A 26975-nucleotide genomic window follows, 5' to 3' on the forward strand; every position below is an offset into this window, starting at 1 on the left:
TACTTCAATCAACTTGTTGGGAAAATGATCAAGCAAGCATACATAAATCAAGCACAGGAGACATGAGATATGATAAAAATATTAATTTCTGGCTTTGAACCATTTGGCGGCAGCTCCATCAATCCGACAGAAAGACTGGTTGAGGAAATCAGGCATGATTCCTTCCAGGGCGCTGAGATCAGAACGATTCTTCTTCCGGTACATTACGATGAATGTGCAGAAATTCTGCTGCAAGAGATGAGGGCGTACGGACCTGATGCCGTAATCGCCTGCGGTGTAGCCGGTGGCCGGACCGCCATTACGCCTGAACGAATTGCCGTTAACATTAAAGACATCCCGCCCGAATCCACGATTTCGGATAATCGGGGAGCGAGGCCGCAGGACGAGCTCATCGATCCTGACGGACCAGACGGATTGTTCTCGTCGCTTCCGATTCGATTGATGGTCAACCGGCTGAAGGAAGCGGGGATCCCTGCCTCGGTGTCCAATACCGCGGGAACGTATATATGCAATAACACAATGTACGCCATTCTGAACGAGATACGGATCCAGCAGCTAACTGCGATTGGCGGGTTTGTGCATTTTCCGGCTTCAACGGAGATGGCGGTGGAGAAGCCGGGTTTGCCGACGTTGTCACATGAAACCATGCTGGATGCCCTGAGGGTTATTGTACAATCGACGATTGATGCATACGGTAATCAGTTTTCACGAACCAGCTAATCAGCTAAACTGACAAACAGCGACTCAGCTGAAAAATCCCGCAAATCCAAACCATGCAATGTTCTCATGGTCGGGTTTGCGGGATTTTTTGTCCAGTTTAATCGAGCTCATCCTCGATAACAGGGATGCATGGGGAGAGGAAGGGATCGCGCTGCTCCTGTAATCGGCCGCGTGCCAGTACCGACACCCGAAACTCGTTATCAAAGCCCTCTGTATTCTCATCATCCCGGGTATACAGAAGACCGTACGATCCGGGAGCGATCTCACCGATTAATTGGTACAGCGATACAACCTCGTCTGCTTCGACGCCCTTGCGGTTGGTAAAACCTCCGACATGAAGGTAATATGAACCGTTTGCTGCATTTAAGGACAGCAGGCCGCTGCCCCAAGCAAACTCGGTAATCTTAAGCTGTATTTTCTGAATGATTGCATCCAGCTGCCCAGCATCTATTTCGGCAGGATTCTCCTGGATGGTAGCCCAGCCGTGAAATTCATACATGAATGATCACTCCTTGTCGTTATAATGGATCGGTATCAATGTGGACCTCTATTCCATATCTTTGGCTGTATTCATGTAATTTGTCAATAACCGATTGGGCAGGCTCTCCTTCAAAATGATAATATACTTTTCTGCCAGTCTGCTCGGCAGCTTCAAAGGTGGCCTTCATTTGGTCACGCACCTTTTTGTTGACCTGCTGCAGCGCGGGCTTTGTCTGGGCAATGTATTCATCGCTGATGGCATCGAATTCGCGGCCGATCGGATCACTATCAAATTTCATTCTGGATTCGCCGCCAAGTCGCTCGGCAAGCGCATCTGCGGCTGCATCCGGCTTGTTAACCTTCTGCAGCCCACCGGAATATCGCGGCACATCTTGTGGAGTGTTGCCGGCTTCGTCCGGTTTTTCATCATCGGATTTGTTTGGTTCCGGTTTCTTCTCAGGCGGGCGCTCGTGGTCAGGGGGGTGATCACGACTTCTTCCAGATGGGGCATCCGGTTCTTGGCGCGGCTTCGACCCGACTTTCTCGGCGAGGTTATCCAGCCACTTTCTCGCACGGGGACCCAGCTTCCTGGACAACCAAGACAAACCTTTACCGAACGGTATTCGGCTGAGAACAACGGCTAATACGGCAGCTGCAGCATTTTGAGGGGATAACAGCTTCTTCGGATCGCGGATGTATCCGGCAATTTCATGTCCTCCACCTGCAATGCCTGCACCGGTTATGGCGATGCCAAGGGCCGGCCAGAAGCTGACAAACAGCATGGAAAGGGCGAAGGCGCCCAGTATAATAGCCGCTTGCTCCCAGCCGCTGAGCCCATCCCACCAATTCTGAAGCGAGTCAAACAGGCATGCAAAACACGAGGACTCACTTGCGAGAGCTGGAATGCCCATATTGGAGAAGATCCCCGCAGCAACAATAATGAGTCCGATTGCTCCCAGTACGGCAGCGTATCTCCGTACATTTTCCTGAACCTGATCCCTTTGGCCAGCTGCTTCATCGTTACCATACAGCAGTGAGAATCCGAGTTCCCGTCGATCACGATAGAATCCGATCAGATAGCCAAGACGTTTCCGGTCTGTAAAAAGAGCCGTCGTCATCTGCCAAAGCTCCGTAAAAGGATTGATGAGGGTTTCACCCTTCAGGACAGGCAGCCGCTCGCGAATTCGGTGCAAATCCAAATAGTCGATGAACAATCCCGCTGCCAGCAGGAGCAGGAAGAAGCCCTCGGTTCGGTAACCCTCCCCGGTCCAATCATGAATGGCAAGAAGCCAGTCAGGCAGCCGATTTTGACCGTTCCAGGCTGCATGATTCAGGATTGTCCAGAGCAGCAGCAGCACAGGAAAAACATAGACCCAGCGCGTCAGTTGTTTGGAGTACCGGATAGCGATTCCGATGCCAAGCGCAGTCATGGCACTTTGTACAGGATGAGTAACATTCATCATGGTAGGAAGAAAGCTTTCCTCGAAGTATCCGGGGAATAGATCGAAGAACTCCCAATGAAGTGTTTTTCCACCGAGCCAAGTGACGCCATAATTGTTCTGGACCAGGCGTCTTGATAACTCCTCCATGAATTGAAACCCAATACCCGGGGCAGCGCCCAAAAGTACGTAATCACTCAGGCTAAGGGAGGTGGCTCTTCTTGAGAAGAACAGGAACAATGCCAGCGGCAGCAGCTTGTAAACTTCTTCAATGACAGGTGTCATTATGGCGAAGGACCATGTGTCGGTTGTCCGTCCTCCAAAAATCAAATGAAGACCCTGCATGGTCCAATTGGTCAAAGGAATGACCAGAAGAACACCTGAAAGAACAAACAAGCTGACCTGTTTCCAGGCCAACGTTTTACTCCGGCATAACAGCCAAAACTGCACCAGCACATAGAATGACCACAAATATTGGACAAGCATGGTACGAGACTCTTCGATCAGAATCAGGCTTATAACGAGCACTAGCAGGGAAAGCCAGGTAAATAAGTGATATACCTTTGCTATCATAGGGTATTTTCTTATCCATTCCCGCCACGCACCCATAACACCCTCGACCATATCCCTAATTCTCGTCCGGATAGTCGCTATAGAAGCTGTAATGGAATTCACCCCCCGCAGTATAATCCTTCAACCATTGAATTCCGGTACTCACACGATAAACATTTTTCTATATATTTACACATCTGGTCTTCATAGTGAAACATTTCTTTGACCAGCATATGCACCTCGAAGCGGAGGTATTGCTGAATAAAAAGAAAACTCCCCCAGGTACCCGGAAGAAGTAATCCGAATAACCAGAGGAGAGAAGTCCCAACCCATTATTTATATTTCACGACAATGGCATTACTGATCTGACGGCCCGGGGTTGTCAAGTAAGAGCCGTTGTAGTACAAGCCGCTTGAGGCGCCACCATCCAAATTCATCGCTTGGTATGCACCTGCCTGCTTCATGATTTCAGCGAGTTGAGGAATGGTTGCTCCGCCTGTCGTAAGCAAAATCAGCTTGTGATCCTTCGTGATACCAAGTGCACTTCGCGCACCGCCGCCCGTAAGAATCTTCGGATCTTTGAATCCTTCCTTCTTCACGTCGAGGGTCACCTTGCCATCCGTCAATAGACGCGGGCCAGCTTGAAGTGCGCCGTCCATATGTCCGGTATCGTATACGGATTTGAAATCAAGCCCGGGAATCATCGAGGCCAGATTGTTGCTGTCATATGTGAAGATGGTCCGATTATCTCCCGAGGCCTTGTGAAAAATATTGCCGTTGCTGACAAGATAGCCATACGGCGCCTTGTAGGCACCTGAAGTATAGGCATCGAAGAACGTCCCGTTAATGGCCGCCACGGCATGGCTTCGTTTGGCTATACTGCGCAGATCCTCGACTTTACCTGCCTTATTGCTTGCAAGAACGACGTCCAGTTCTACCTTCGGATGGAGAAGCGAAACCGTAACAACCTGCGCGCTAAAGGATCTTGAACCAACCTTGAAGCTTTTTCTAGCCGTGGTAACGGGCTTGGACTGGCTGGATATGAGATTTCCTGATAGAACAGGCAGGGTGTTTACCATGTTTCCATCCGTAATTTTAAGAGTCGATCGGTTGTTGCTCCACGATAGATCCAGGCCCAGATGTTGGCTGACGAATTGCAGCGGCACATAGGTGGACCCGTTCTCAGAGAACGGTGCTGCCTTCATTTGAACTTTTTTGCCGTTTACATAGGCATTTCGGCTGCCCAGGTATAGTGTCAGAGCTTTATCACCACGACTGATGTTGAGTTTCTTTTCCGCAGCTGTATACGTCACCTGTATGTCTTCATAGGTCTTGAGTACCCCGACCGGAACATACGACTGGCTGTTCTTGTCCACATAGGCCAAGTTTTTTGGAGTGGATGCGGCATACAGCGGCGTCATTACTGTAAGCATAGCAAGCACTACGATTGCAATTATTCTCTTCATGTTTCCCCTCAAACTCCTTTTTCTCTTTGTCTGTAGTTGGTTCAGGTGACACAAAATTTGTGCCTATACTATATCGGACGACAGGGACTATTTATTTAGGACAAAAGTCCAATTTTTTCTTGATTTTTGTAAATGATCCCCATTCGCCCATTGACAGAATGCTTCTTCTCTTATATGGTTAATTACATGAGTAACTAACTAATGATGCAACCTAGGTCATAAACGAAAGTGGTGAGGGAATGGCATTTCAGATTGATGACAGCAGACCGATATTCATGCAAATCGCAGACAAAATAGAAGACGACATCATAGAAGCACGACTGCCTGAAGAGACACAGGTTCCATCAACGAATCAGTTTGCAGCCTTTTACCAGATCAATCCGGCTACAGCTGCCAAGGGCGTCAATCTGCTGGTGGATCAAGGAATTCTGTACAAGAAACGGGGGATTGGCATGTTTGTAGCTTCGGGAGCTCGTGAACGGCTGATGGAGAAACGCAAGACAGAGTTTTATGAGCAGTATGTTGTTGCCATGGTTAAGGAAGCGGCAAAGCTGGGCATTAGCAAAGATCAATTATCGGAGATGATCCGCAGAGGGGAGAATGACTGATGAGCCAAACGGTGATCGAAGTCAGGAATTTGACGAAGGAATATAAGGATACTACAGCTGTCGACCATGTTAGCTTCCGAATCGAAGAGAACAAGATTTACGGATTGCTGGGAAGAAACGGTGCAGGTAAAACCACTATCATGCAGATGATTACGGCACAGCTATTTTCGACCAGCGGCGAGGTTCGTGTATTTGGGGAACACCCCTATGAAAATAAAAAAGTGATCCAGCAGATTTGCTTCATTAAGGAAGGACAGAAATATCCGGATCTGTTTACGGTTAAGGACGTTATGGTTACCGCAGCAAGTGTATATCCGAATTGGGATGCGGAATATGCCAAAGCCTTGATCGAGGTATTCCGCCTGCCCATGAAACGCCTCATCAAGAGGTTATCCAGAGGGATGCTGTCTTCTGTAGGCATCATAGTCGGGCTTGCCAGCCGCGCGCCGATCACCATCTTCGACGAGCCTTATCTCGGTCTGGACGCGGTGGCAAGAGAGCTGTTCTACGATCATCTGATAGAGGATTACACTGAGAATCCTCGAACGATTATTTTGTCGACTCATCTTATTGACGAGGTCAGCCGCTTGCTTGAACATATCATTGTCATCGACAGCGGAAAAATACTGCTCGACACGGATACGGATGAACTGCGCGGACGCACGCATAACGTCATCGGACATCAATCTGCAGTGGAATCCTTCATTAAGGGCAGGGATGTTATCCATTTGGAATCCTTGGGATCGACGCTGTCAGCCACGGTTATGGGGAGAACGGAAACCGAAGTGAAACAGGCAGCAGAGCAAGCCGGATTGGAAACGGCGCCAGTCTCGCTGCAGCAATTAATTGTTCATTTAACGAAGAACGGAAAGGTGGCGAGCCGCTGATGAATGGAATGAACAGTGTCTTTAAAATGCAGCTAAGACAGAAGCTCACATGGTTTTACCTGCCTTGGGCCATTATGGGATTCAGTTTTCTGGTAAATATACTTGTCAGTGTATTGGTGGGAGGCGATGCCTTTTATACAGGGGGGCTTGCGACGATCTTTGTGTTCATGTTTGTCACCGCTTTAACCACAACGATACAGCTGTTCTCTTTCGCCATGGGCTTTAGCATACGCAGAACGGACTTTTTCTCAGGCTCCTTCTTATTTATCCTATTTATCAGTATCATTACATCTGCGTTGCTTGTTCTTCTCTCGTATCTGGAAGTATGGACGGGATCCTGGGGAAATACGGTGCATTTCTTTCATCTGCCTTACTTGAATGACGGATCCTGGCTGGCCCAGTTCGTTGTGAATTTGGTACTGGTTATTACGTTTTCGATGCTCGGTTATGGAATCGGAGCCTTCTTCCTAAGATTCAGGGGAATTAGAACTTTTGTTATGCTTGCGGCCGTTATGATATTTCTCTCGGGGATGAGTTTGGTCGCTACCCGATACGAGTGGTGGGGGCCGATCATTAAATGGTTTGCCGGGCATACTGCACTCGGTTTGTCACTGTGGTTCATTCCGGTCGTTCTGATCATTGCGCTGTGTTCCCGTCAGTGTCTGCGCAAATCTACTGTGTAATTCCGATCAAATTATAAGACGTCCGACTAATCATCGGACGTCTTTTCGTCTGTTCTTCTGTTTGTATAAAGTTTTGGCCTCCGCAAGCGTTGTTCCCTGCGGAAATGAGAGCAGCGGGTGCTTGGATGTGCCGATCTGCTGCGATGTGTATATGCCGGAGTGACCCGAGAACAGATAGCTGATGACGGAGGCCATAAACATATACACCGCGCCCTCGCCACCGAACAGTTCGATTCCCATAATGAAGCATGCAAGCGGAGTGTTTGTGGCACCGCAAAAAACAGCGATAAAACCTAATGCGGCGAGAAAAGGGGCATGCAATCCGATCCATCCCGATAACGCGTTGCCCAGTGTTGCCCCGATGGCAAACAGCGGAGTTACTTCGCCGCCTTGAAAGCCTGCGCCTAACGTCAGCGAGGTAAAAATCAGTTTGCCGAGAAAAGCGAACGGTGAAACTTCCCCGGCGAATGATTCCTCGATGAGCGGGATGCCCAGCCCCAAGTAATCCCGTGTTCCGAGTAAAAAGACCAGCCCAATGATGATCACGCCGCCGACTGCGCTTCTGACCATCGGATTGTTGAACCCATAACTGTACCACCGCTTCAGCGCATGGGTAAGTTCACTGAAGAACCGGCTTGTCAGTCCAAAGAGTATGGACACCACGATGACTTTAAGGACCACCACGAAGCTCAGAACGGGAATCTCGCCGATCGGATAGTGCAGGTGGCTCACCCCCCATAGGGATGTGACGGTTATATTCCCGATCAAGCTGGCCGCGAATGCAGGCCATAGCGCCTGATGCGAGATGAGTCCGATCGCAAGGACTTCAAGTCCGAACAGCGTCCCCGCCAGCGGCGTGCCGAAAATCGATCCAAAACCGCCGCTTATCCCGCAAATAAGCAGTATTTTTCGATCCAACCGATTCACGTGAAGCAGCTTCCCCAACCACTCGGACAAACTCCCCCCCATCTGCACGGCTGTCCCTTCCCGTCCCGCAGATCCTCCAAACAGGTGTGTGATCAGTGTCCCGATTAAGACCAATGGCGCCATTCGTAAGGGAACGGATTCCGTACCGCCACTACCATGAATTTGTTCAATGATGAGATTATTTCCCTTGGAGCAACTCTTGCCAAACTTATAATAGAGGAAACTGACAGCTGCGCCCCCCAGAGGAAGGAAGTATAACAGCCAAGGACTTTCCATACGCAGCTGGGTTACATAATCCAGACTGTAGAGGAAGAAGGCAGAAGCGCTGCCCGTCATGAATCCCACAATACTACCCAGTACGATCCATTTGATTACATACCCGAACAGCGATGCTAAGGGCCACTTTTGATTTAATTCGATCCATTTCTTAGTCATTCCCGTTCACCCGTTTCTTAATATTCGCCGCTAACCCCTCAATACACAAACAGACTCCTACCAGGGAAGCGACCACTGGTAGGAGTCATTAGCTTTTTGCAAGCGGTTATGGCGAACTCCATCGCCTCATTTAATTAGCATTTATTGTAATGGAATACAGGTTTGCCGTCAATAGCACATTCCCTGCAATAAATTTAACAATCGATTTACATAGATCGTGTAATTCCCTGTATTTTCCTATGGTAATTTGTAGAAGGTGACAGACAAGCCCATAGATGGAGGATGAAGGGGAATGAAATTCAGAGCGAAATTAATGTTGGTACTATGCATGTGCGTACTGTTCGTGGCTGGTTGCGGAACATCGGGGTCAAAGACAGGACAAGGGGATACACAGCAGCCGAAACTGGAGTCGGGGGCTAACACCGAACAGGTGGCTTCCGAGGGTGAGCAGACGGAGCTTTCATTTTATTACCCGATTGCTGTGGGCGGTCCGTTAACGTCCGTTATTGAGAAAATGACGGAGGAGTTCACAAAAGAGAACCCGGATATCAAGGTGAAGCCGATTTATACCGGGAGTTACGCGGATACCACCACCAAAGTGCAGGCTGGTGTGCAGGCTAAACAGCCGCCGGATGTGGCCGTTCTGCTGACAACGGAGCTATACAGCATGATTGACAGCAATGCCGTTATTCCGCTGGATGATTTTATTGCCAAAGAAGATCCGTCTTATATTGAAGATTTCTATCCTGCCTTCATGTCCAATGCGCAGAGCGAAGGCAAAACCTACAGCATTCCGTTCCAGCGCAGCACCATTGTGCTGTACTACAACAAGGACGCCTTCAAGAAGGCGGGGCTGGATCCGGAGAAGCCTCCTGCGAACTGGGATGAGCTGGTTAGTGCCGCGAAGCAGTTGAACCAGAACGGTCAATCCGGGATCGAGATTCCGGGCAGCGGTTTTGCTTATTGGATGTTCCAGCTGTTGTCTCTGCAGAACAGTCCGGACGGCGGAAATTTGATGTCACCGGATGGCAAGAAGGTATTCTTCGATACGCCTGAGAATGTGGAAGCCTTGCAGTACTGGGTAGACCTGACGAAAAAACACAAAGTCATGCCGGAAGGCATACTGGATTGGGCAACGGTACCCTCGGACTTTTTGGCCGAGAAGACAGCGATGATCATACATACGACCGGAAACCTGACCAATATCAAGAATTCGGCTGCATTTGATTTCGGGGTAGCTTTCCTGCCGATGAACAAGCAGTACGGAAGCCCGACAGGCGGCGGCAATTTCTATGTATTCAAAGATATTGAACCGAAGAAACAGGAAGCCGCATGGAAATTCATCAAGTTCATGACAGAGCCCGAGCGCGCTGCGCAATGGAGCATTGATACAGGGTATGTAGCGGTAAGAAAGTCTGCCTATGAAACCGATGTAATGAAGCAGTATACGCAGGATTTCCCACTCGCTGTTGTTGCCCGGGATCAGCTTGAGCATGCGCATGCCGAATTGTCTACACATAACAATGGACGCGTGTCCAAGGCTCTGTCTGATCAGGTTCAGGCTGCGTTAACGGGTACGATCGATCCGGCAGGTGCACTGAAAAAAGCGCAGGAAGAAGCAAACAAAGCATTGGAGCCATTCAATAAGTAACCTTCATGTTCATTCCATATGAAAGGGGCAGGTCGCTTATCGGGCGGTCTGCTTTTCACATGTTACGCGGGTGATAAGTGAAGCGAAAGTTAAAGTGATCGCTGACTAATAGCCTTAACGATAAGTAGGGAGAGATTAGGATGTCTTCATCTGTACGTTCTACTTTAAAGGAGAATGGCTTTGCTTGGCTGCTGCTCTTGCCGTCTCTGGTGTTTCTCGCGCTTTTTACGCTTTATCCCATGTGGAAGACGGGGAAGATCAGCTTCTATCAATCGGATCTGGCCACACCGATTCCGACGTTTACCGGATGGGATAATTATTCCCGCATGCTGGACGATTCCGTATTCCGGCAGGTGATTGGCAACAACCTGTGGTTTGCCTTGGCAACGGTGCCTGCCTCCATACTGCTTGGGATGGTCATGGCTATATTTGCGGATAAGGCTATCCACGCCAAGTCGTGGGTGCGGGTATCTTTTTTCTACCCGAACCTGATACCGATGATAGCGGCGGCGAACGTATGGTTGTTTATTTACACACCGCAATATGGGCTGCTAAGCCGGATTACGGTCTGGTTCAATGCCGAGGGCATGAATTTACTCGGAAATCCGGATACGGTGATGGGTGCGCTGGCCTTCATGATGATTTGGAAGGAAGCAGGGTACTTCATGATCTTTTATCTGGCCGGCCTGCAAAACATTCCGAAGGATCTGTATGAATCGGCGAATGTTGACGGTGTCAGTCGCTTTGTTGTTTTCCGGCGGATTACCTTTCCGCTCCTGATGCCCACGACACTGTTCGTGATGATCATAGCGCTGACGAATTCCTTCAAGCTGGTAGATCATCTGTGGATAATGACCAAGGGCGGGCCCGACAACTCTAGCAGCCTGCTGTTGTTTTATATTTTCGAGACGGCATTTTCTTTCTACGATCAAGGGATGGCCGGCGCGCTGACCGCCGTTATGATAGGCATTCTGCTGATCCTCTCCTGCGCACAGTTCTTTGGCTTGGATAAGCGGATTCATTATCGTTAAAAGAAATGGAGGAACATCGATGAAAGATCAAAGTTTGCCTATCACCGTGGGAGCGGCTGAGTCCTCCGTTTCGTCTCGACAAGGGTTCCGTTTCGCCGGAAGGCTGCGCCGGGAAAGTCCAGCGATGCTGATCGGTTATGGCGTTATGTATCTGCTGGCCGCGCTGTGGGTCATTCCATTGTTATGGATGGTTTGGGCGGCCTTTATGCCCAAAAGCGAAACTTTAAACGGCTGGAGCTGGAATTTTACGCTGGAGAATTTTGCTCATGTGTGGCAGGCCGCGCCGTTTGCCCAATATTATCTCAATACGCTGTTGATTGCTGGAGGTGTGCTGGCTGTACAGCTCGTGACGGTCACCTTGGCTTCGTTTGCTTTTGCCCGGTTGAATTTCTGGGGCAGGGACATCATCTTTGTCCTGTTTCTTGTCCAGCTTATGATTCCAGCCGATGTATTGATTTTCCCCAATTATCATGTGATCAAGGAATTGAATTTGCTCGACACCAAGCTTGGTATCATGGCTCCTTTCTTTGTCTCGGCATTTGGCGTCTTTCTGCTTCGTCAAATGTTTAAGCAGCTTCCAGCTGAACTGGAAGAGGCGGCAGTGATGGAGGGCTGCTCCAAGATTGGTCTGCTAGCGCGCATTTATGTACCCTTGTCGATTCCGGTTTACGTCTCGTTTGCCGTTGTATCCATCAGTCATCAATGGAACAATTTCTTGTGGCCGCTGATCATTACGAACTCAGTGGAGAACCGTCCGCTCACGGTTGGTCTTGCCATCTTCGCTCAATCCTTCGAGACGGGCGCCCAATGGGCTGATGTCAGCGCGGCGACCTTGCTGGTTATTGCTCCGCTGCTTGTTTTGTTCATGATTTTCCAGCGGCGGTTCATCAATAGTTTTATGCATGCGGGAATAAAGTGAGGAACAATCAGGGTTCATGTTTTGAGCGTATGCTTTTAAGCAGCAAGGGAGTTATTGAATAAAGGCGGCGTCGCTGCGCATGCAGATCGTTCTTCCGATCGCTGTTGTCCCCGGATTTCTATGAATGGATATGAATAGGGGTGAAATCCGATGGCAAAGGCGACCGCTGCGCTTCTCCAGAACGATTCTGCTGGAGTACTTACAAGATTGGATGTAAATTGCATAACTCGGCGCAAATCGCGCTGAAACTCATTTAAAAGCCCGCTTTCCGATGATCCGGAAAGCGGGCTTTTTTTGGAAGAAAATGCTTGACTTGGGCATGGACTTTTTTCAGGTGAGAAATTCAAGATGTCCATGGACGAAAGAACAGGCTCTATTTTATAGTTACAGATGATAATGATAATCAATATCAAAATATTGAGGGGTAAACGATGTCAGCAAACACTTCGAATACAAGTCTTACAGATTCCAAGACCAGCGTCAACCTCCAAAGGCGGCCATGGGCAGCAACCTTTATTCTTATTGGTGGTGTGGCAGCACTTGTTCTTGGGATCGCCGTATCCATATCGCTGGGCGCAGCCGAGATAGATTTGAGGAGCGTATGGGAAGCGGTGTTCTTCTTTAATCCGTCTGTGACTGAGCATCAGATTATACAGGAGCTGCGTCTGCCGAGGGTGCTCGGCGGGGCGATGGTTGGTGCCTGTTTCGCGGTATCTGGCGCGATCATGCAGGGGATGACCCGGAATCCGCTCGCCGATTCGGGTTTGCTCGGATTAAATGCGGGAGCGGGCTTTGTCATTGCCATCTGTTTTTCATTTTTCCCGGGCTTACCGTACATGTATCTGATTCTGTTCTCATTCCTTGGCGCTGGGCTCGGGGCAGTACTTGTGTATGGGGTTAGCTCCATGGCAAAAGGGGGTTTGACACCGGTTCGCCTCGTACTGGCAGGTGCTGCGCTAAGCGCTTTGTTAAGTGCGCTCAGTGAAGGCATAGCATTATATTTTCAGGTCGGACAGGATATGGCCTTCTGGTATGCCGGCGGTGCGGCGGGAATTAAGTGGATTCACCTGAAGATTATGCTGCCGTGGATCGGAGCTGCTATTCTGGGCGCGATTGCCTTGTCGCGTTCCATTACAATGCTCAGTCTTGGAGATGACATTGCGAAAGGACTCGGACAACGAACGGGTCTGGTGAAATTAGCGGGGACGGTCATTGTCCTTGTGCTGGCAGGGGCTGCGGTCTCGGTCGTTGGTGCGGTAGGGTTTGTCGGTCTTATTATTCCACACGTAACCCGCAAGCTGGTAGGTGTGGATTATCGTCTGATCATCCCTTGCTCGGCAGTACTGGGAAGTTTGCTTGTTGTCCTTGCGGACCTTGCAGCAAGAATGGTGAATCCTCCTTATGAGACACCTGTGGGCGCGGTTGTTGCGCTGATCGGGGTACCTTTCTTCCTCTACCTGGCGCGTAAAGAAAGGAGGGGACTGTAAATGGAGGCAATAACAAATGACATCCACGAGCGAAAAGACAGGAAGCGCAAGATGGTGGTCCTGTCTGTACTTGGGATATTCATCGTTCTCGTTTTTCTCATCAGTATGAACACGGGAGTTATCCGTCTATCCCCCCTTGAGGTAATAAAAACATTGTTTGGCAGCGGCACAGACAAGCAGAATCTGGTTCTATTCGAATTCCGCTTGCCGCGCATTGTGATTTCTCTGCTCATTGGTGCAGGGTTAGCGATTTCTGGCTGCATTATGCAGGGAATATCCCGAAATGAGCTGGCTGATCCCGGGATCTTAGGCATCAATGCGGGTGCCGGCTTGATGGTGATGCTGTTCATTTCATTCTTCCCAAGCACGACATCGGCCCCGATATATCTGCTGCCGGTTCTGGCGCTGATAGGTGCTGGCTTAACCGCTGCTATAATCTGCGTGCTGGCTTACAAAAAGAATGAGGGTTTCAAGCCAACCGGACTTCTGTTGACGGGAATTGCTGTGGCGGCAGGGATCAGTGCGGCGATGATCGTGTTGACCCTCAAGCTAAGTCCGGAAAAATATCAATTTGTTGCAACTTGGCTTGCCGGAAGCATCTGGGGGTCAAGCTGGAAGTTTGTGTTTGCCCTGCTTCCATGGATTGTTGTGCTTTTGCCTTATGTCATGTACAAAGCACAGGTGATGAATGTTCTTAATCTCGGGGAGTCGATGGCGACCGGACTCGGTGCTTCCGTAACCAGGGAGCAGCTGAAGCTGCTGGCTGCGGCAGTTGGTTTGGCGGCCTCTTGTGTCGCTGTAAGTGGAGGGATCGGATTTGTCGGACTCATAGCACCCCATTTAGCAAGGAAACTGGTGGGTGCAAAACATCAGATGCTGCTGCCGATAACGGCATTGGTGGGGGCATTGCTCGTCATAACGGCGGATACCCTGGGCCGCTGGATCATTCAACCGTCAGAGATTCCGACGGGGATCGTTGTTGCGGTGATCGGAGCTCCCTATTTCCTGTACCTGTTGTCCAGGTCGAAAGGCTAAAAACCGAGGTGTGCTGCAGGACCAAGTGAGTTTTGCTAAAAAATGGACTTGCTCCCAATGAACGGAAATATGGATTAAGGAGGTCCTTATGCTGCGCCAATTTTTTTCTTATTACAAGCCCTACAAGGGCCTGTTTATCCTTGATTTTTGCTGTGCCATTTTTGCAGCATTGTTGGAATTGATATTCCCTCTTGCCGTGAACCGGGTCATCGACGATTTGCTCCCGAGCGGTAATTGGAAGTGGATTCTATATGCTTGCCTGGGTCTTCTGGGCATTTATGTCATCAGCTCTTTCTTGCATTATGTAGTTACCTATTGGGGGCATAAGCTGGGGATCAACATTGAGACGGACATGCGCAAGAAGCTGTTTGACCGCGTTCAGAAGCAATCTTTTCGTTTTTTTGACAACAACAAAACAGGGCATCTGGTTTCGCGAATGACCAATGACCTGATGGATATCGGGGAAATCGCTCACCACGGTCCAGAGGACCTGTTTATTGCCGTTATGACGCTTGCCGGAGCGCTGGGCATCATGCTCAGTATTAACTGGCAGCTGGCGGTGATGACGTTTGTCATTGTGCCATTGATGATTTATTTATCCCTGTATTTCAGCAGCAAAATGTCGGCGGCGTTCAAGCGGATGTTCTCAGATATCGCCGATTATAATGCGCGGGTGGAGAACAATGTCAGTGGCATTCGCGTGGTTCAAGCTTTCTCGAATGAGAATCATGAAATCGCACGTTTCGCTGAAAACAACAACCGCTTCCGTGTGACCAAGCTGATTGCCTATCGCATTATGGCTTGGAACTCTTCGATCAGTTTTATCCTGATGAAATTCATTTCCTTGTTCGTTCTGGTGTGCGGTACCTGGTTCGTGATCCAAGGACGGATGACCAACGGAGAATTTATTGCGTTTGTGATGCTGTCCAACGTATTCTTAGGTCCGGTCAAACAGATCAATGCGGTCATTGAGATGTATCCAAAAGGAATTGCCGGCTTCAAGCGATATTTGGAGCTGCTTGAGACCGAGCCGGATGTTGCGGATTCGCCGGATGCGAAGCCGGTCCAGCATCTGCGGGGAGATATTGCATTCCACGAGGTTTCATTCGGGTATGAGAACAAGGATAAAGTGCTTCAGGATGTGAATCTGTCCATTCGAGCAGGAGAAACGGTTGCCCTTGTGGGTCCGTCTGGAGCAGGCAAAACGACGCTGTGTTCCTTGCTGCCTCGCTTCTATGATACAGAGGCGGGCCGGATTACGATTGACGGGATGGATATACGAAAAATGACGCTGCAATCCCTTCGTTCCCATATCGGCATTGTGCAGCAGGATGTGTTCCTGTTCGATGGCAGCATCCGTGAAAATATTGCCTATGGCAAACTGGGCGCTGCAGATAGCGAAATCATGCAAGCCGTCCGTCGTGCTCAGCTTGAGGATTTGGTCGCGTCGCTTCCGGAGGGGCTTGATACGTTGATAGGCGAGAGAGGCGTTAAACTGTCCGGTGGACAGAAGCAGCGTCTGTCGATTGCGCGGATGTTCTTGAAGAACCCGCCGATTCTGATCCTGGATGAAGCAACGTCCGCCCTGGATGCGGAGACCGAAGCTGCGATTCAGCAATCACTGGCCGAGCTCTCCGAGGGCCGCACAACGCTGGTGATCGCTCACAGGCTGGCAACCATCAAGAATGCAGACCGGATTGTAGTAGTGGCAGATCAGGGGATTGCAGAACAAGGCATGCATGAGGAACTGCTCGAGGCCCGTGGCCTATACAGCCGATTGCATCGTGCACAGTTTGGCGCTTAATAGAACTCATTAACCATTCTGGAGGATTCATATTATGTACAAGACGAAATTCCGAGTGCTTTTATATATGTTCGTACTATGTTCTTTATGGATTACAGCTTGTAGCGGGACAGAGAATACCACGAGCAGTGCCGGATTTGCCGGGGAAACTGCGGTCGGCGCGGAAAATCAGAAGAGCGAAGCTTCAGCACCAGCAACTAGAGTAATAGAGACGATTCATGGAGAAATAGAGATCCCGGCTGAACCTAAGCGAATTGTGGTCGATGCTTACTTGCCTACGTTACTGCTGCTTGGTGAGAAGCCGGTAGGTGCGACCGAAAGAGATCTCGGCAACGTGCATATTCAAGACTTGATTGAAGGAATTGAGAGCACAGGAGAGAGCGCGACGGAGAAGATTCTGGAATTAAGCCCGGATTTAATCATAAGCGCTAACTCGGAACCCGAAATATACGAGCAGTTATCCAAAATTGCGCCAACGGTTATTATTCCATATGAGACCTACCGAAGCGTACATGAGGAAGTCGAGGGCTTTGGGGCCATGCTGGGCAAGGAAGAAGAAGCAACGAAATGGCTCGCCAGCTTTGATGAGAAGATCGGGGAGCTTCGGATCCGCATGAACGCTGTTATGGCAGAGGGAGAAACGGTATCGATTTTCGGTGCCTTCGGAAAAGGGTTTTATCTGTATGGAGACGGCATCTATCGTGGAGGTTTGGCGATTTACAAGGAGCTGAAATTAACCCCGCCCGAACGCATTAAAACGGAATTAATCGACACAGGGGAAACCTTTAAGGAGGTTTCTATGGAAGTCCTTAAAGATTATGCTGGCGATTACATATTCCTGGATGAGTCGAAAGGTGGTACTTTAGACAAGGATGACAAGGTATGGAGCTCCCTTGAGGCTGTCAAGCAAGATCGCGTGTTCTATTTGGACGCCAAACGATTCTGGCCGTATGACCCCATAGCTGTCCTGGCTCAAGCACAAGAAGTGACGGATATGATCGTTGCCAAAAAAGAGAAGGAAAACGCGAAATAAAAAACGTGGCGTATGAATGATTCGCGTGACGAATGAGATGAAATTTGGGATGGGTACATCTGGAGATTAAATGGCAGTAGTGCGGACGAATTCAACATTTGGTGAATGGACAAGATAGACCGTCTTTGACCGCGGTGAACATATAGAGTAACTTAAAAAAGGGCAAAGTCAGTGATATCTGACTTCGCCCTTTTGGCATTGGATCGCGTCCATAGCATCATCTGAATCCTAATCCTGGACTACAGAAGGGAGCAGGTCCGCTTGATATAAGTCTAAAGTACATCTAATGGTGCATCGCCTGTCTTCAGTTTGTCATTCAGTATGCTATCCTCAAGCACACTGAACTTGTCTCCGTATACTTTTGTAATATGCCTTTCCCCCCATGCACAGAGCATGTCCAGAATTCCGCACAGACTCATACCGTACTCACTCAGCTCATATTCCACTTTCGGTGGTACCTGGTTATGGATAATCCGATTGATTACGCCGTCATCTTCAAGCTCCCGCAGCTGTTGAGTGAGCATTTTCTGCGTGATATGAGGCATGAGCCGCTTCAATTCGTTCGTTCGTTTGCGGCCGTGGGTCAGATGACACAGGATCACGCATTTCCACTTACCTCCGATAACCTCCAAGGTTGCCTCTACTGCTATGTTGTATTTCTTTGCTTGCATATACATCCTCCTTAATTTATAGGCACCAATAAGTACCTAGGGTACTCTGTGGTACCTACCTTACTAAAAAGTACGTTCTTCACACAAAAGATGATATCAATCATAATAGCATTTGCCAGCTGGATTACACCATACAGAATATTTTCACAAAATACAAGTTATACACTTGATAGGGGGAACTATTAACATCATGATCGTTAACAAAAAGAGAAGTTTGTTTGCACTGTTAGCCCTTGCGGTCAGTGCTTTTGCTATCGGCACTACAGAGTTTATAAGCGTGGGACTGCTTCCTCTTATTGCAGAGGATATGAATATTTCGGTGACGACCGCCGGTTTAACCGTTTCGATGTACGCGCTGGGCGTTACCTTCGGCGCACCGATTCTTACGTCACTTACATCCAGGATGCCCAGAAAAGCGCTGCTGCTCTGGATTATGATTATTTTTATCATCGGTAATAGCGTGGCTGCCAGTGCAACTTCGATTGGCATTCTACTTGCCGCCCGCGTGCTTTCGGCCTTTTCGCATGGCGTATTTATGTCCATCGGCTCGATCATTGCAGCAAGCGTCGTACCTGAGAATCGCAGAGCCTCCGCCATCTCCATTATGTTTACGGGGCTTACGGTAGCTACGGTTACGGGTGTTCCGCTTGGAACATTTATCGGTCAGCAGTTGGGCTGGAGGCTTGCTTTTGTGGCAATTATTGTAGTTGGTGTTATCGCCTTCATTGCCAACAGCATTCTAGTCCCTGCGGATTTGCCCAAGGGAGAGCGCACTACATTCCGTGATCAGGCTAAATTGTTGACAAACGGCAGACTGCTTCTTATGCTCTTGATCACTGCATTGGGTTATGGGGGTACTTTCGTTGTCTTCACTTATTTGTCTCCATTACTTCAGGATGTAACAGGGTTCAAGGAAAGCACGGTGGCGGTCATCCTGCTTGTATACGGAATTGCCATTGCAATTGGTAATGTTATCGGCGGGAAGGCAGCAAACCGAAACCCGCTTAAAGCCCTGCTCTATATGTTTATCGCTCAAGCGGTGGTGATGTTCATTCTGCTGTTTACTGCACCATTCAAAGTCGCCGGTCTAATCACGATTATTCTCATGGGCTTTCTTGCATTTATGAATGTGCCAGGGCTTCAGGTTTATGTCGTGATGTTGGCTGAGCGGTTTGCTCCCCGGGCTGTCGATATGGCTTCCGCGATGAATATTGCCGCCTTCAATGCTGGTATTGCAATCGGGGCTTTTATGGGCGGCTTGATTACGGATTCACTTGGCATGATTCATACAGCCTGGATCGGCGCATTGATGGTGCTGGGCGCTGTTGTGCTCACCGGTTGGAGTTTGAAGCTGGAACGGAAGGATCAGCAAGGGCATCGAGACCAAGCAGCTTGATCAATTAATTGTAAGTAAGAAGGGAAGCTTTCTAACATTCTCACAAATAATCGGAGGTTTTACCAACATGACAGCAAAAAACTTACAGGATACAACCACTTTATCTAATGGCGTTAATATGCCATGGTTTGGACTTGGTGTCTTTAAAGTAGAAGAAGGACCGGAATTGGTAAATGCGGTTCGCACGGCAATCCAGCACGGCTATCGCAGCGTGGATACGGCAGCCATATACGAAAATGAAGAAGGCGTTGGACAGGGAATACGTGAGGGTCTGGAAGCCGCGGGAATCCAGCGAGAAGATCTGTTTGTTACATCTAAAGTGTGGAATGCTGACCTGGGGTATGAATCGACACTAAAGGCTTGTGAAACAAGTGTCCAGAAGCTGGGACTGGAATATTTGGACCTGTATCTCATACATTGGCCGGTTGAAGGGAAATATGTAGAAGCGTGGAAAGCACTAGAAACGCTGTACAAGCAAGGGCGGGTAAAAGCCATTGGCGTGAGCAATTTCCACATCCATCATCTGGAGCAGTTAATGAAGGAAACTGAAATCAAACCGATGGTGAACCAGGTGGAATATCACCCGCGGTTGACGCAAAAGGAGCTGCAGCAGTACTGCCAAGCGAACGGAATTCAGTTCGAGGCCTGGTCCCCCTTGATGCAGGGCCAGCTGCTGGATCAGGAGGATCTTCAAGGCATTGCCGCGAAGCATCATAAATCCATTGCCCAGATTATTCTGCGTTGGGATCTGCAGAACGGCGTGATTACCATTCCAAAATCAACCAAGGAACATCGGATTATAGAGAATGCGGCTATCTTCGATTTCAAGTTGTCTGATGAGGATATGCAGCGTATCGACAGTTTGAATCAGGACCTCAGAGTTGGTCCCGACCCGGACGATTTTGACTTTTAAGAAATCCGTTTGAGGTAACAATATAAGTGTAATAAATATTACGGCTCTCCTTCATTTCCAGCTGCACTTCGGAAACAAGGAGAGTCCATTTTCTACATAGCCTAAGAAGGAGCGAGAAATGATGAATCTGGATCTACAAGGCAAAATCGCATTGGTAACAGGCTCGACGTCCGGCATTGGCAAAGCTATTGCCATGGCTCTTGCAGCTGAGGGAGCATCGGTCATTATTAATGGCAGACATGAGGATAAGGTGAAACAGACGATCCATGATATTCACTCGAAGCACCCGGATGCCGAGGTGCGTTTTGTCGTTGCGGATCTTGGCACGGAGGAGGGATGCCATCAGGTTAGGGAAGCAGGTCCGGTGCTTGATATTTTGGTTAACAATCTGGGGATCTTTGAGCCTGCTGAATTTTTTGATATTTCGGATGCGGATTGGTTCAGGTTCTTTGAGACGAATATTATGAGTGGTGTTCGGTTAACGCGGCATTATCTGAAAAACATGCTAAGTCGCAATGAAGGCCGAATCATCTTTATCGCAAGTGAAGCTGCCGTCATGCCATCGCAAGAGATGGCACATTACAGTGCAACCAAAACGATGCAGCTGTCCCTCTCCCGGAGTTTGGCCGAGCTGACAACAGGCACACGCGTAACGGTGAATACCGTCATGCCCGGATCCACCCTGACCGAAGGTGTGGAGACGATGCTGAATACTCTGTACCCTGATGAGAAGCTCACCATCGAAGAAGCCGAGCTGCGATTTATGAAGGAAAACCGGCCGACGTCCATTATTCAGCGATTGATTCGACCCGAGGAGATTGCGGATTTTGTTACCTATCTCAGCAGCCCCAAGTCCTCGGCCATCAACGGTTCAGCACTCCGAGTAGATGGGGGCTTGGTCCGTAGTGTGTTCTAGGCCAGGGCAATGGAACGATAAACTCATGGTGAACGGTATTTTTGCCTGAAGGATTTGGGTTTGAGGCCAGTATAACGGGAAAAGCATCGTATAAAATAAGGAAACGAGCCGAACCCGGCTTCTTCGGCAATATGCCCAATGGGATCATTGGTATGAATCAGCATTTGTTTGGCTTGTTCGATTCGATGCCGTGTAAGAAATTCCAGGGGAGTGCAGCCAAACGTCTTTTTCATGCATATGGAAAGGTAGTTCTGGTGAAAGTGCATGGCATCGGATAACCTCCCGTAACTCATGGGTTCGTTGTAGTGTTTCCTGAGATAGTTGGCCGTTCTCTCGGCAATGACATAATGAGGGTTCTGTCTCTTCTGAATTCCTTGTTCTTCAGCTTGAAGCAGCAGTAGAAGCTCCTGCAATACCTGCTGCTGCTTCCAACGCGCTGCGGAAGAAAGGGATTGCTCCAGCAGCTGCAATTGTTCGATGAACAGCTCGGCCTGCTCTCCCGATGATAACTGTCCGTATTTCGGTATATAGAAGGTGAAGTTCTCGATATGTACATATGGCTGCTCCGATTGCGATAAGGCAAATGGGGTTATTTCCTCTACTTCGATCCACTGGCCGAGCGTCTGGAAATGCAGCCAATAAAAATGCGTCTCCTCTTGGCATGGCAAAAAGGTGCGATGCGCGGCATCCGGTCTCAGAATCAGGTAACAGCCTGCGGAAACGCGATACGGAGCGCCAGACTCCTCCAGATATAAAACGCCTCTTGTAACCAGAATCAGATCAAAGACACCGATATTAAACCGATTCGGATGCTGGTGTCCTTCCTGATAGGTATCTTCTCCACAAATAATATAGTGAGGCAGCGGCGGTGCCGTGAATTGGAAGAGCATATGCTTGTTTGACCTCCTGTCATCCAAACTTTTTCTCCATAATAAACTCTTTTCTGATCAGAATTCAATAAGACGCATGATGTTGTAATTGGATAAAAACAGGTTGCTTCTGTGTATAGGGCACCGTCTGATGACATGATATATTTCTATCAGAGTGTACACCTACAAGACAGAAACAAGGAGCGTGGAAGTGAATGCTGCATGAGACTGCGTTTAGCAACCTCCCATTAGGAGCCATAAAGCCGGCTGGCTGGCTTAAGGATCAGCTTGAGATTCAGGCAAACGGGCTTACCGGACATTTGGAGGAACAGTGGAAGGACGTTGGGGCTGATAATGGCTGGCTGGGTGGACAGGGGGAGAGCTGGGAACGGGGACCGTATTATGTGGATGGGTTGCTTCCTTTAGCTTATTTGCTTGAAGACGAGTCGTTAATTGCCAAATCGAACCGCTGGGTCGAGTGGTCGCTTGCCAGCCAGCAGGAGAATGGCATGTTCGGTCCGGCGCGTATTACATCGGTAAATCAGGATATCGACAAGGAGCAGGACTGGTGGCATTACATGATCATGCTGAAAGTGATGATGCAGCATGAAGAAGCAACAGGGGATGAACGAATCATCCCGTTTCTCACGAAATTTTTTGCTTATGTCCATTCGGTTATTAAGGAACAGCCGCTTCGGGGCTGGGCTCAGACAAGAGGCGCGGAAATGCTGCTGTGCATTGTCTGGTTGTATAAACGCACGTCGTTATCCTTCCTGTTAGAGCTTGCCGATATCGTTGCCGGACAAACGACGGACTGGAGCGATATCTTTCATGATTTCCCATTCTGGCGAAAGGTTGAGGAGTGGGATTGGACGACCCATGTTGTCAACGTAGCCATGGGAATCAAAACGCCGGGCGTGCTGTTTGAATTAAACGGCAACGTCAAAGAGCGGGAAAGCGTGCTGCGAGGCATCGACTCGTTGATGAATTATCATGGTCAAGCGCACGGCATGTTCTCGGGAGATGAATGGTTGTCCGGTACCCATCCGAGTCAGGGCGTGGAATTGTGTGCCGTCGTGGAGTATATGTTCTCTATGGAGCAGTTGACGCGTATTTTCGGAGACGGACGCTTTGGGGACATTCTGGAGAAGGTTGCCTTTAATGCGCTGCCTGCCGCAATCTCTCCGGATTGGACATCCCATCAGTATGACCAGCAGGTCAATCAGATGGTGTGCAACGTCGCTCCGCGGCCATGGAGCAATGGTCCGGATGCCAACCTGTTCGGATTGGAGCCGAACTTCGGATGCTGCACGGCCAACATGCACCAGGGCTGGCCCAAGCTGACTTCACATCTCTGGATGAAGGATCGGGAGGAGGGGCTTGCAGCCGTGTCCTACGCGCCATGCACCGTGAGAACAACGGTAGGTCAAGGGGGTGCCGCAGTTGTAGAGGTAAGCGGAGAATATCCGTTTAAGGATCGCGTCCAGATCAAGCTGTCATTGGAACGATCGGAATCATTTCCTCTCTCCTTGCGTATCCCGGCATGGTGCGATCATCCCGTCATTACGCTGAACGGGCACAAATTGGAGTTCCAGGTTACATCCGGTTATGCAAGGCTCGTTCAGAACTGGCAGAGCGGTGACCGCCTGGACATTCACCTGCCGATGGAAGTGAGAACCTCGTCGCGGAGCATGTACGCTGCAAGCATCGAAAGGGGGCCGCTGGTTTATGTGCTGTCTGTGAAGGAGAACTGGCAGATGATCCAGCAGCGGGATATGTTTCACGATTGGGAGGTATATCCTGCATCGCCATGGAAATATGGTTTGATTGCCGATACGACATTCGAGGTGCTGGAGCAGGATATGGCTCGGCAGCCGTTCTTGGCTTCAGAGTCACCGGTCAGGGTGAAGGCGCAGGGACAGTTAATCCGGGATTGGAAAATGGAAGGCAACAACGCAGGAACTCCACCGCTGCATCCGAATACGGATGGACAGCCCATTACGGAATTAGAGTTAGTTCCGTATGGAAGCGCGAGGCTTCGAATTGGCGAATTTCCTCTGATCGGGAAGCGAAAGAAATGATCTTAAGGTAAGGATGACGGGGACTGAAAAGCTAACGCAAGCTGAGCAGGGCAGGAGTATCGTAGCCAGACGGAATTTTCGTTTGTTTCTTAGAACTGCATACCAAGCTGTTCAACGTTACTGGCATGTTTAGGAGCTTTCATATTTCTCTTGTTTTAGATGGAAATCTAAACGGTGAGGAGTGAAAGCTTCTTTTTGCGTTCTAGTATTATGGTATCATTGTTTTATTACAAAAAAACTGGACAAATACGCATGATGTTGTTTATATTATTGTAAGATAAAGAAATATGACGAGAAGGTGACTGTACATTGCTGGAACTGTCCATTAATGATTCTGACCGATTGGTAAAAGTGGCTCATGCACTCAGCACGCAGACCAGAATAGGCATTATTAAGCTGCTGCTGGCCAAAGCTAATCTTAATATCTTGGAAATCGCGGAACAGCTTGATATTCCCGTATCGACAGCGGCAAACAACGTCAAAGTATTGGAAGAAGCCGAATTAATCGTCACAGAGCTTCAGCCTGCGACAAGAGGGGCCATGAAGGTGTGCAGCCGAAATTTTGACGATGTACGCATGATTTTGAACCCCAAGGCCTATGACCAAAATACAAGCAAGGTTGAGGAAATCGAAATGCCCATTGGTCATTTCATTAATTTTGATATCGTTCCTACCTGTGGAATGGCCAATGCGACAGGGATGGTTTTTCAAGAGGACGATCCGGTTAATTTCTATCTTCCAGAGAGCAGAACCGCAGAGATCATATGGTTCCGTAAAGGCTGGATCGAATATCGGTTTCCCCGAAAGCTTCCAGCAGGAGCACAGATCCAGTCACTGGAATTCTCCCTCGAGATATGCTCCGAGGCGCCAAACTTCAATAATGATTGGCCTTCTGAAATTACGGTGTGGATTAACGACATAGAGGTGGGGTCATGGATTTCGCCAGGAGATTTCGGCGATTACCGCGGCAAGCTTAATCCTTCATGGTGGTATGACAACAGCACACAGCACGGTCTGCTGAAAACCTGGTCTACCGATCTGAACCGAAGCATGGTGGATAAAGAGAAATGCTCGGATGTTACCCTTCGGGATCTTCATCTGGAGGACAAGCCGTTTATTACGTTTCGGATCGGGATCAAGCCCGATGCGAAGCATCAGGGCGGTATCAATTTGTTCGGAAAAGGATTTGGCGATTACGCGCAGGGCATTGTGATGAAGCTGCAGTATGATTGATCCATATTAAACGTTAAGGTTTCAGATGTTTTGTAATACAAAACATTCTGAAACTTTTTTTATTGAATAAAACAATAATTTTGAAAGAAAGCGTTGACAAAACATTTAATAAGCATTTATTATTCTGTTTATAAACAAATTAATTGTAATAAAACAAACGAATGAGTATTGAAGAGTTGGAAACATGGGCAGAGAAAACTAGTTCATGGCTCCAGATGTACTCATGGAAGCGCTGTTTTGAGCAGTAGTTTGTTTATCAGCAAATCAATCGAAGGGGGAAGCATCCATTATGGTTTGGAAAGGAAAGTGGGTTCAGCTTTCATTGACAATGGTGTTAAGTTTCATGCTTGTACTATCAGGTTGTGGTTCCAGCAATAATACCGCTGCACCGGAGGACCCGAAATCGGATGGTGGGACGGGAGAAACGAGTGAAAACGCAAAATCCCAGATTGAATTCATGGGATGGGGAGGCGATACCGAGAAAGCCGTATTCCAGAAGCTGATTGACTCCTATATGAAAAAGAATCCGAACAAGAAAGTGAAATATACTGTCGTTCCGCCTGCGGAATATTATCAGAAGCTGGATACATTGATTGCGGCGAACAAGACACCGGATGTTTTTTATGCCGGAGGAGCCCACTTCAATAAGCTGGTCTCCAGTGATGTTCTGTTAAATCTGGAATCCCAGCTTAACTCCAGCAGCGACGTGAACCCCGACAACGTGTGGAAGCAGGGACTCGATCGTTATCGTTACGATGGAAGCAATGTGGGTTCCGGAGATTTGTACGGATTGCCTAAAGACGTAGGTCCGTGGGCATTTGCTTACAATAAAGCGTTGTTTGATAAAGCGGGCCTTCCATACCCTAGCGCCAAGGCTGGCGAATACACATGGGATGACATGGTCGCAGATGCAAAAGCCATCACCGTTGTGAATGAGCGCGGAAAGATCGATACGTTCGGTGTTGCGGGCTACTCCACCGAATCCGCGGTGTGGGCCAACGGAGCCGACTGGCTCGATCCCGCTACCGGCAAGATTACAATTGATACGCCTGAATTCGCAGAAGCGATGCAATTTGTAGCCGATTTGAGCCTGGTACATAAAGTCAGTCCGTCACCGGACGATGAGAAGGCCCAGAACGCCTATGCTCGCTTCGTTGCCGGTAAAGTGGCGATGTTCCCAATGGGTCCGTGGGATCAGCCTGGTTTCTGGGATCTGCCGTTTGAGTGGGACATCGCCGCATGGCCGGCAAGTCCAAATACGGGCAAAACCGCAACGTGGCTGGGTTCGCTTGGATTCGTTGTATCAAAGAAAACGGAATATCCTGAAGATTCATTTGCCCTGGCAGCGTACTTGAGCCTGGATCCGGAATCGCAAAAAGAAAATTACATGCTGGGTCAAGCGGTTCCGAATTTGATGGATATGGCAAAGGGCGAATTCCTGGACATGGAGAAGGCCCCGCAGACTCGTCAGGTATTCCTCGATATCATCGAAGATTATGGACGTCCGCCAGTTGAGGTTACCTCCAAAAACACCAAATGGCTGGATACGTTCTGGCAGGATGCCAGTCAAGTGTGGACAGGCAAGAAATCCGCAGCTGAATTTGTCAAAGAGGAGCAGCCGAAGCTGCAGAAGCTTTACGACGAAAGCAATAAGTAGGCAGGGCAGCACATGCTGCGGTGGAGAGGCGAAGACGACGGGGGAACCCGGCTTGCAGCGTCTTTGCTTTTTCCCGCTGCAG

At 49.0% G+C, this 26975-nt stretch carries 23 protein-coding genes and 1 riboswitch; of the genes, 17 read left to right on the top strand and 6 right to left on the bottom strand.

The genetic code is table 11. The features are described from left to right. Positions 1–69 precede the first annotated feature (69 nt). Complete coding sequence (locus M2277_RS06375) at positions 70–720, top strand: pyroglutamyl-peptidase I (RefSeq protein WP_148247075.1); 651 nt, start codon at positions 70–72, stop codon at positions 718–720. Between the two features lie 97 nt (positions 721–817). Here the strand turns inward: M2277_RS06375 and M2277_RS06380 are convergent, their stop codons facing one another. From M2277_RS06380 to M2277_RS06390, 3 genes are all read right to left on the bottom strand, one after another. Continuing rightward, on the bottom strand, positions 818–1219 hold the full coding sequence (locus M2277_RS06380; RefSeq protein WP_076150587.1) for an immunity 7 family protein: 402 nt from the start codon (positions 1217–1219) through the stop codon (positions 818–820). A gap of 19 nt (positions 1220–1238) precedes the next feature. Continuing rightward, complete coding sequence (locus tag M2277_RS06385) at positions 1239–3212, bottom strand: restriction endonuclease fold toxin (protein ID WP_280754400.1); 1974 nt, start codon at positions 3210–3212, stop codon at positions 1239–1241. A gap of 311 nt (positions 3213–3523) precedes the next feature. Next, positions 3524–4657, bottom strand: coding sequence for a phosphodiester glycosidase family protein (locus M2277_RS06390; RefSeq protein WP_280754401.1), 1134 nt, complete (start codon positions 4655–4657; stop codon positions 3524–3526). Positions 4658–4896: 239 nt separating this feature from the next. Here M2277_RS06390 and M2277_RS06395 point away from each other — a divergent pair, with 239 nt between their 5' ends. Genes M2277_RS06395 through M2277_RS06405 form a run of 3 tightly spaced genes read left to right on the top strand, consistent with a single transcriptional unit; the run spans position 4897 to position 6835 of the window. Continuing rightward, positions 4897–5265: a GntR family transcriptional regulator gene (locus M2277_RS06395; RefSeq protein ID WP_063479861.1), complete on the top strand. Its 369-nt coding sequence runs from the start codon at positions 4897–4899 to the stop codon at positions 5263–5265. After that, the gene (locus M2277_RS06400; RefSeq protein WP_063479860.1) at positions 5265–6152 is read left to right on the top strand and encodes an ABC transporter ATP-binding protein; all 888 of its coding nucleotides are present in this window, start codon (positions 5265–5267) and stop codon (positions 6150–6152) included. Before M2277_RS06395 ends, M2277_RS06400 begins: the two co-directional genes overlap by 1 nt. Further along, a complete protein-coding gene (locus M2277_RS06405) occupies positions 6152–6835 on the top strand; it encodes a hypothetical protein (RefSeq protein WP_148247078.1) in 684 nt (227 codons plus the stop codon). Before M2277_RS06400 ends, M2277_RS06405 begins: the two co-directional genes overlap by 1 nt. A gap of 30 nt (positions 6836–6865) precedes the next feature. On the opposite strand, the gene M2277_RS06410 is transcribed toward M2277_RS06405, so the two are convergent. Then, positions 6866–8197 (bottom strand): voltage-gated chloride channel family protein, encoded by a 1332-nt coding sequence (locus M2277_RS06410; RefSeq protein ID WP_280754402.1) that lies wholly within the window; start codon positions 8195–8197, stop codon positions 6866–6868. A 72-nt stretch (positions 8198–8269) separates the two neighbouring features. Beyond that, a riboswitch (Fluoride riboswitch) is annotated at positions 8270–8332 on the bottom strand. Positions 8333–8489: 157 nt separating this feature from the next. On the opposite strand from M2277_RS06410, the gene M2277_RS06415 reads away from it, so the two are divergent. From M2277_RS06415 to M2277_RS06445, 7 genes are all read left to right on the top strand, one after another. Continuing rightward, positions 8490–9848 (top strand): ABC transporter substrate-binding protein, encoded by a 1359-nt coding sequence (locus M2277_RS06415; protein WP_006210924.1) that lies wholly within the window; start codon positions 8490–8492, stop codon positions 9846–9848. A gap of 140 nt (positions 9849–9988) precedes the next feature. Then, a complete protein-coding gene (locus tag M2277_RS06420; protein ID WP_280754403.1) occupies positions 9989–10879 on the top strand; it encodes a carbohydrate ABC transporter permease in 891 nt (296 codons plus the stop codon). 124 nt (positions 10880–11003) lie between these two features. Continuing rightward, positions 11004–11798, top strand: coding sequence for a carbohydrate ABC transporter permease (locus tag M2277_RS06425; RefSeq protein ID WP_063480502.1), 795 nt, complete (start codon positions 11004–11006; stop codon positions 11796–11798). Between the two features lie 431 nt (positions 11799–12229). Continuing rightward, the gene (locus M2277_RS06430) at positions 12230–13285 is read left to right on the top strand and encodes a FecCD family ABC transporter permease (protein ID WP_006210921.1); all 1056 of its coding nucleotides are present in this window, start codon (positions 12230–12232) and stop codon (positions 13283–13285) included. Further along, a complete protein-coding gene (locus M2277_RS06435) occupies positions 13286–14320 on the top strand; it encodes a FecCD family ABC transporter permease (RefSeq protein WP_006210920.1) in 1035 nt (344 codons plus the stop codon). It begins immediately after the preceding gene. An 88-nt stretch (positions 14321–14408) separates the two neighbouring features. Beyond that, positions 14409–16124: an ABC transporter ATP-binding protein gene (locus tag M2277_RS06440; protein WP_280754404.1), complete on the top strand. Its 1716-nt coding sequence runs from the start codon at positions 14409–14411 to the stop codon at positions 16122–16124. Positions 16125–16158: 34 nt separating this feature from the next. Continuing rightward, positions 16159–17157: an ABC transporter substrate-binding protein gene (locus tag M2277_RS06445; protein ID WP_063479856.1), complete on the top strand. Its 999-nt coding sequence runs from the start codon at positions 16159–16161 to the stop codon at positions 17155–17157. A gap of 272 nt (positions 17158–17429) precedes the next feature. Here M2277_RS06445 and M2277_RS06450 read toward each other — a convergent pair whose 3' ends face one another. Continuing rightward, a complete protein-coding gene (locus tag M2277_RS06450; protein WP_006210917.1) occupies positions 17430–17828 on the bottom strand; it encodes a winged helix-turn-helix transcriptional regulator in 399 nt (132 codons plus the stop codon). A 190-nt stretch (positions 17829–18018) separates the two neighbouring features. On the opposite strand from M2277_RS06450, the gene M2277_RS06455 reads away from it, so the two are divergent. The 3 genes from M2277_RS06455 to M2277_RS06465 all read left to right on the top strand — a co-directional run bounded on the left by M2277_RS06455 (position 18019) and on the right by M2277_RS06465 (position 21053). After that, positions 18019–19224 (top strand): MFS transporter, encoded by a 1206-nt coding sequence (locus M2277_RS06455; RefSeq protein ID WP_280754405.1) that lies wholly within the window; start codon positions 18019–18021, stop codon positions 19222–19224. Positions 19225–19291: 67 nt separating this feature from the next. Beyond that, on the top strand, positions 19292–20137 hold the full coding sequence (locus M2277_RS06460) for an aldo/keto reductase (protein WP_280754406.1): 846 nt from the start codon (positions 19292–19294) through the stop codon (positions 20135–20137). 121 nt (positions 20138–20258) lie between these two features. After that, the gene (locus M2277_RS06465) at positions 20259–21053 is read left to right on the top strand and encodes an SDR family NAD(P)-dependent oxidoreductase (RefSeq protein WP_280754584.1); all 795 of its coding nucleotides are present in this window, start codon (positions 20259–20261) and stop codon (positions 21051–21053) included. 23 nt (positions 21054–21076) lie between these two features. Here M2277_RS06465 and M2277_RS06470 read toward each other — a convergent pair whose 3' ends face one another. Further along, positions 21077–21943 (bottom strand): helix-turn-helix transcriptional regulator, encoded by an 867-nt coding sequence (locus M2277_RS06470; protein WP_280754407.1) that lies wholly within the window; start codon positions 21941–21943, stop codon positions 21077–21079. Between the two features lie 194 nt (positions 21944–22137). Between M2277_RS06470 and M2277_RS06475 the strand changes: the two genes are divergently transcribed. The 3 genes from M2277_RS06475 (at position 22138) to M2277_RS06485 (ending at position 26893) form a co-directional block, all read left to right on the top strand. Further along, entirely contained in the window at positions 22138–24003 is a 1866-nt protein-coding gene (locus M2277_RS06475) for a beta-L-arabinofuranosidase domain-containing protein (RefSeq protein WP_280754408.1), read from the top strand. Between the two features lie 309 nt (positions 24004–24312). Then, the gene (locus tag M2277_RS06480) at positions 24313–25236 is read left to right on the top strand and encodes an ArsR/SmtB family transcription factor (protein WP_036637229.1); all 924 of its coding nucleotides are present in this window, start codon (positions 24313–24315) and stop codon (positions 25234–25236) included. 289 nt (positions 25237–25525) lie between these two features. After that, the gene (locus M2277_RS06485) at positions 25526–26893 is read left to right on the top strand and encodes an ABC transporter substrate-binding protein (protein ID WP_280754409.1); all 1368 of its coding nucleotides are present in this window, start codon (positions 25526–25528) and stop codon (positions 26891–26893) included. The last annotated feature ends 82 nt before the right edge of the window (positions 26894–26975 follow it).

Origin of the sequence: Paenibacillus sp. LBL (assembly GCF_029893715.1) — a bacterium.
Lineage (GTDB): Bacteria > Bacillota > Bacilli > Paenibacillales > Paenibacillaceae > Paenibacillus_AQ > Paenibacillus_AQ glucanolyticus.